This is a genomic window from Curtobacterium sp. HSID17257 (genome assembly GCF_003989515.1).
In the GTDB taxonomy this organism is placed as follows: domain Bacteria; phylum Actinomycetota; class Actinomycetes; order Actinomycetales; family Microbacteriaceae; genus Curtobacterium.
On the sequence record NZ_RBLU01000150.1, the window covers coordinates 1 to 6,332 of the forward strand.

The 6,332-nt window shown below is 72.9% G+C and carries 6 protein-coding genes; 3 read left to right on the forward strand and 3 right to left on the reverse strand.

The features are described from left to right. From D8M35_RS14985 to sucC, 3 genes are all read right to left on the reverse strand, one after another. Positions 1 to 1,312: DUF6350 family protein (locus D8M35_RS14985; protein ID WP_126892557.1), on the reverse strand; the 1,312-nt coding region annotated here is incomplete at its 3' end. Between the two features lie 140 nt (positions 1,313 to 1,452). Beyond that, the gene (gene sucD / locus D8M35_RS14990; RefSeq protein ID WP_126892558.1) at positions 1,453 to 2,346 is read right to left on the reverse strand and encodes a succinate--CoA ligase subunit alpha; all 894 of its coding nucleotides are present in this window, start codon (positions 2,344 to 2,346) and stop codon (positions 1,453 to 1,455) included. Positions 2,347 to 2,360: 14 nt separating this feature from the next. After that, positions 2,361 to 3,530, reverse strand: coding sequence for an ADP-forming succinate--CoA ligase subunit beta (sucC, locus tag D8M35_RS14995; RefSeq protein WP_126892559.1), 1,170 nt, complete (start codon positions 3,528 to 3,530; stop codon positions 2,361 to 2,363). A 272-nt stretch (positions 3,531 to 3,802) separates the two neighbouring features. On the opposite strand from sucC, the gene D8M35_RS15000 reads away from it, so the two are divergent. The 3 genes from D8M35_RS15000 to D8M35_RS15010 all read left to right on the forward strand — a co-directional run. Next, entirely contained in the window at positions 3,803 to 5,434 is a 1,632-nt protein-coding gene (locus tag D8M35_RS15000) for an ATP-dependent DNA helicase RecQ (protein WP_126892560.1), read from the forward strand. A gap of 284 nt (positions 5,435 to 5,718) precedes the next feature. Next, complete coding sequence (locus tag D8M35_RS15005) at positions 5,719 to 6,012, forward strand: hypothetical protein (RefSeq protein WP_126892561.1); 294 nt, start codon at positions 5,719 to 5,721, stop codon at positions 6,010 to 6,012. 50 nt (positions 6,013 to 6,062) lie between these two features. Then, on the forward strand, positions 6,063 to 6,332 hold a 270-nt coding region (locus tag D8M35_RS15010), incomplete at its 3' end, for a hypothetical protein (RefSeq protein WP_202976573.1).

Below are 6,332 nucleotides of genomic sequence, written 5' to 3' on the forward strand. Positions count from 1 at the left end.
CAGCGTCGTCGGCAGCGGCGTCCTCGGCAGCGGCGCCCTCGGCAGCGGCGTCCTCGGCCTCGACCCAGCGCTCACGACCCCACGACCGCTCGGGCATGCGCACCAGGTCGCTCCCGACGGCCAGTGCGACCGCGGCGGGCAGCCCGACCTCGAGCGCCGCGAAGAGTCCGACGAGCAGTCCGTTCGGCCCGGCCTCGGCGAGCCGACCGGGGCCGAGCGAGCCCGAGGTCAGGCCCGTGGCGACCCCGGTCAGCACCCCCGCCACGACACCGGTGGCGACGCCCGCGAGCGCGCGGCGGAGCGGGGTGTCCTCGTTGCCCAGGGCACGGACGAGCGCGGGGCGCATGAGGCCGCCGACCACGAACCCGGCGACGACGGGCACGAGCACCCCGAGCAGTCCGAAGGTGTGCCCGGACGCCGGCAGCGCGCCGAACACCGGGACACCGGGGATCGGCCCGAGCGACGTACCGATCGGCGAGACGCTCGACCCGGTGCCGATGGCGAAGCCCGGACCGACCAGCCACGCGACCGCCCAGCCCACGAAGTCGGGCAGGAGCGCGAGCTGCCCCACGGTGAGCGCGATGCCCCCGACCACGCCGGCGTGGGAGCGCTCGTACAGCGCGATGACCTCGGCGAACGAGGTGACGAGCAGGAACGCGACGACGATGCCCGCGGCGGCGACCACCACGGCGGTCACCGCGGTGCCGGACCGGAGCGCGAAGCCGGCGACGGTCCGCCACAGCGCGGGGATCCGGTCGACCTGGTCGAGCACCCGTCGTGTGAGCGGGTCGGCCGGCAGTCCACGACGGACCCGGCACACCTCGCTCGTCACCAGGGCGGGGACCGCGAACCAGAGCGCGGGCAGCACGACGGCCTGCCACACCACGGGGTCCGAGGCCGCCGAGGTCGACGAGAGCGCGACCGCGAGGCCGAACAACGCGACAGCGGCGGTGCCGACCAGCAGCCCGGTCGTCCGGTGCTCGGTCTCCGCGAACCGGCGGCCGGCGCGCCCGCCGAGCCAGGCGGTCACGACCGCGAAGCCGAGGGCTGCGAGCGTCACGTGGATGGGGTCCGCCGCCCCGTCGACCCCGGAGGCCCCGGCGACGTCGCTGCCGAGCCGGAAGGTCACGTCGACGCCGTGGCCGACGAGCCAGACGCTGCCCGCGGCCTTCCAGAAGACGTCCCAGTCGATCTGCAGCCCGTACTCGAAGCCCCAGAGCAGGGTCAGCGGCACGAGGGCGATCCCGACGCCCACGCCGACCGTCACGATCGCCTCGACGGCGGCCAGCAGTGCGGTTCCCAGGCGGTTCATCGTGGTCAGGGTACGTGCCGTCCCACGGTCGCCGAGCGAGCCGCGCGGCACCTGTGGAGACTGACCGACCGTCCACAGCAGGACGGGAGGCACGGTGCCGACCGGCACCGTGCCTCCCGTCCGTCGGGTGGAGCGGACCGCTACGCCGTCGCGGCGGCGACCACCTCGCGCAGCAGCGCGGCCGTCTCGGACGGCGTCTTGCCGACCTTCACGCCCGCGGCCTCGAGCGCCTGCTTCTTCGCCTCGGCGGTGCCGGCCGAACCGGACACGATGGCGCCGGCGTGGCCCATCGTCTTGCCCTCCGGCGCGGTGAAGCCCGCCACGTAGCCGACGACCGGCTTCGTGACGTGCGCCTTGATGTAGTCGGCCGCACGCTCCTCGGCGTCGCCACCGATCTCACCGATCATCACGATGGCCTCGGTCTCGGGGTCGGCCTCGAACGCGGCGAGCGCGTCGATGTGCGTCGTGCCGATGACCGGGTCGCCGCCGATGCCGATGGCGGTCGAGAAGCCCAGGTCACGCAGCTCGTACATCATCTGGTAGGTCAGGGTGCCGGACTTCGACACGAGACCGATCGGGCCCTTGCCGGTGATCGTCGCCGGGGTGATGCCGACGAGCGACTCCCCGGGGGTGATGATGCCGGGGCAGTTCGGGCCGATGATGCGGGTCTTCCCGCCGAGGGCCTTCGCGTGCGCCCAGAACGCCGCGGAGTCCTGCACGGGGATGCCCTCGGTGATGACGACGACGAGCGGGATCTCGGCGTCGATGGCCTCCATGACCGCGTCCTTCGCGAACGCCGGCGGGACGAAGACGATCGAGACGTCGGCGCCGGTGGTGTCGATGGCCTCGCGCACCGAGCCGAACACGGGCAGCTCGACGTCGCCGTGCGTCACGGTGGTGCCGGCCTTGCGGGCGTTCACGCCGCCGACGACCTGCGTGCCGGCCTTGAGCATGAGCGCGGTGTGCTTGGTGCCCTCGCCGCCGGTGATGCCCTGGACGATGACCTTCGAGTCCTTGTTGAGGAAGATCGACATTGCTCTGGTGCTCCTTACGCCGCGGCCGCGGCGAGCTCGGCGGCCTGCTCGGCCGCATCGTCCATGGTCTCGGCGACGGTGACGAGCGGGTGCGCCGCCTCCGCCAGGATCCGGCGACCCTCGTCCACGTTGTTGCCGTCGAGGCGCACGACGAGCGGCTTGGTCGCCGCGTCGCCGAGGATGCCGAGCGCGGCGACGATGCCGTTCGCGACGGCGTCGCAGGCGGTGATGCCGCCGAAGACGTTCACGAAGACGCTCTTCACCTGCGGGTCGCCGAGGATGACGTCGAGGCCGTTCGCCATGACCTCGGCCGAGGCGCCGCCGCCGATGTCGAGGAAGTTCGCGGGCTTCACGCCGCCGTGACGTTCACCGGCGTAGGCGACGACGTCGAGCGTCGACATGACGAGCCCGGCGCCGTTGCCGATGACGCCGACCTGGCCGTCGAGCTTGACGTAGTTGAGGCCGTGGGCCTTCGCCTTGGCCTCGAGCGGGTCCTCGCTGGCGGTGTCCTCGAGCTGCTTGTGCGCGTCGTGGCGGAAGTCGGCGTTCTCGTCGAGCGAGACCTTGCCGTCGAGGGCCAGGATCTGGCCGTCGCCGGTGCGGACGAGCGGGTTCACCTCGACCAGGGTGGCGTCCTCGCCCGCGAACACGTCGTAGAGCTTCACGAAGACGTCGGCGACCTGGTCATGCAGTTCTGCTGGGAAGCTCGCCTGCCGGGCGATGTCGAGCGCGGCTTCCTTGTTGATCCCGGTCAGGGGGTTCACCTCGACGCGGGCGAGCGCCTCGGGCTTCTCGACCGCGAGCTGCTCGATCTCCATGCCGCCCTCGACGCTGACGAGCGACAGGTAGGAGCGGTTCGCGCGGTCGAGCAGCACGGAGAAGTAGAACTCCTCGGCGATGTCGGCACCCTGCGCGACCATCACGCGCTGGACGGTGTGGCCCTTGATGTCGAGACCGAGGATCGCCTGCGCGTGCTCGTACGCCTCGTCCGGGGTCTTCGCGACCTTGACGCCGCCGGCCTTGCCGCGGCCGCCGACCTTCACCTGGGCCTTGACGACGACCACGCCGCCGATCTGCTCGGCCGCTGCCTTCGCCTCCTCAGGGGTGTCGGCGGTGATGCCCTGCAGCACAGGGACGCCGTAGGACTCGAAGAGGTCCCTGGCCTGGTACTCGAAAAGATCCACGCTGTTCTTCTTCCCGCACGGTTCGTGCGATCGGCATCGGTCATCGGGTCGCGCACTCAACGTCGAGGGTCGCTCGATGTCGAGACAACGGCCGCGACCACCCTAGCGCCGCCACATGGACGGCGAGCACGTCCGTCCGGGCGTCGGTCACGAGGACGTCGACGCGTCAGCCGGGAGGCACGCCCCGCCCCCGTCGCGTCCCTCGCACTCCCGGTGGCCGGGGGACGCAGTCGCCGGATGGTCGGCCAGGCGGCTCGGGGCACGGTCGACGGGTGCAGAAGGAACTCCGTACCCGCGCCGCCGACGTCTTCGGCTGGGACCTCCACCCCGAGCAGGAACAGGTCGTCGACGCCGTCCTCGGCGGTCGCGACGCCCTGGCGCTCATGCCCACCGGCAGTGGGAAGTCCGCGATCTACCAGGTCGCCGCGCTCGCCCTGGAGGGCCCGGTGGTGGTCGTCTCCCCGCTCGTCGCCCTGCAGGAGGACCAGGTCGTCGGCATCGAGGACCACCCGGACGCGCCCCGGGCCGTCACGATCAACGCCACCCGCGGCGCCCGCCAGCTCGAGGAGGCCTGGGACGCCGTCGCCTCGGGCGAGGCACGCTACGTGTTCCTGGCGCCGGAGCAGCTGGCGAAGGACGAGGTCGTCGACCGCCTCCGTGAGGTCGGCGTCGCACTGGTCACCGTCGACGAGGCACACTGCGTGTCGAGCTGGGGCCACGACTTCCGGCCGGACTACCTGGTCCTCGGCGAGGTCATCGAGCGCCTCGGGCGGCCGCCGGTGCTCGCGATGACCGCGACCGGGTCGACGCCGGTCCGCACGGAGATCGTCGAGCGGCTCGGCATGCGGGACCCGTTCGTCGTCGCCACCGGGTTCGACCGGCCGAACCTGCGCTTCGAGGTCGTCCGGCACGCCGACGACGAGTCGAAGCGCGAGGCCGTCGTGGAGCAGGTCGTCGGGCTCGAGGGGGTCGGCATCGTCTACGTCGCCACCCGTGCCGAGACCCTGGTGTACGCGGACGAGCTCGTCGAGAGCGGCCGTCGGGCGAAGGCGTACCACGCGGGGCTCCGCGTCCGGGACCGCGAACGGGTCCACCACGAGTTCCTCGACGGCGAGCTCGACGTCGTCGTCGCCACCAGCGCGTTCGGCATGGGCATCGACAAGCCGGACGTCCGCTTCGTCGTGCACGCCGACGTCCCCGAGTCGGTCGACGCCTACTACCAGGAGGTCGGACGCGCCGGACGGGACGGCGACGTCGGGCTCGCCACCATGCACTACCGCGCGGAGGACCTCGGGCTCCGTCGCTTCTTCGCGTCCGGTTCGCCGCGACCGGCGACCCTGCGCGCCGTGTTCGACGCCGTCCCGGCCGAGGGCTCGGTGGCCCGTTCCGAGCTCGCCGAGCGCTCCGGGCTCGCCGCACGCACGGCGGGCCGCGCCGCCAACGCCCTGGTCGACGCCGGTGCGCTGGACGACGGCGAGGACGGCCTCCGGCGTCGCGCCGGCGGACCGACCGACGCGCAGGCCGCCGCCGACCTCGCCAAGGCGCAGGCGAAGGAGCGCGAGGAGATCGAGGAGTCCCGGATCGCGATGATGCGCCGGTTCGCCGAGACCTCGGGCTGCCGCCGGCAGTTCCTGCTCGGCTACTTCGGCGACGAGCTCGCCGAGCCCTGCGGCAACTGCGACACGTGCACGGTGGGGACGGCGTACGACGACGATGCGCACGGTGCCGACGGCGCGAACGACGACGCCTGGCCGCCGGAGTCGCCCGTCGAGCACGCGCAGTGGGGTCGGGGAACGGTGATGAGCATGGAGGACGACCGGTTGACGGTGTTCTTCGAGTCCGCCGGGTACAAGACCCTCGGACTCGCCGACGTCGAGGAGCGGAACCTGCTCGAGCGCGTCTGACGCGACGGCGTCGCGACTCGGGGCGGGGAAGGCGCGGTCGCTCGACCACCCGTCGGCGACCGCGCTCCACTCCCCCGAGCACGGCGAGTGTGACCCGCGATCGTGGCCCGCAGGTGACCTGCAGGTGAACGGGACGCGAAACCGGGCGCGGTGTGCGCAGACCGGACGACCGCAGACCGGACGACACCGACCGGTCGACCGGTCAGGCGGACGGCGTACACAGGAAGGCCCGACGGCCCCGGTGACCCGCTCCGGAGCCCGACCCTCCACGGAAGGACTGCACCATGAGCGACCCCGGCATCAGCCCCGTCGACGACTTCGACGCCCAGGAGCGCCGTAACGACGACGTGGACCGCGAGCACGTGGGCCCGTACCAGGTCGACGAGTCCGAGGAGTCCCTCGAGACCGTCACGAACGACGCCGTCGCCGGTGAGACCGTCGAGCCCCAGCCGGGCGACGGCTCGGACGACGGCCCCACCGGTGGCGCCCCCCGCGAGGGCTCGCCCGACCTGTGGGAGCACGACGACGACACCGAGCGTCCAGACCTCGGCGGCGACCTCGGCACGAAGCCCCTCTGAGCGCCTCCCCCGCACGACCCCCACGGAGCACGGCCCGGTACGATCGGGCCGTGCTCCGTGGCGTCCGCGACCGTGTCCGTGCGACGCCCGCGCTGGCCCGGCTCCTCTCGCTGGCGTCCCTGCTGCTCGTCGCCGCGGCGGCGCACTCGGGCGCCCGGACCGGCGGGATCGCCTGGCTTCCGCTGCTCGTCGCCGGTGTCGCGCTCGCCCTGGTCACCGGCGCGACGGCGCACCGCTGGCCCCTGCCGGCGATCTGGCTGGTCGTGACGCTGCTCGCAGCCGCGAGCGGCGCGCTCGTCAGCACGGCGTGGCTCGTCGGC

Bases quoted from the DNA above. Each gene is read 5' to 3' on its own strand.
- sucD (WP_126892558.1), bottom strand. From the start codon at position 2,346: ATGTCGATCTTCCTCAACAAGGACTCGAAGGTCATCGTCCAGGGCATC.
- D8M35_RS15005 (WP_126892561.1), top strand. From the start codon at position 5,719: ATGAGCGACCCCGGCATCAGCCCCGTCGACGACTTCGACGCCCAGGAG.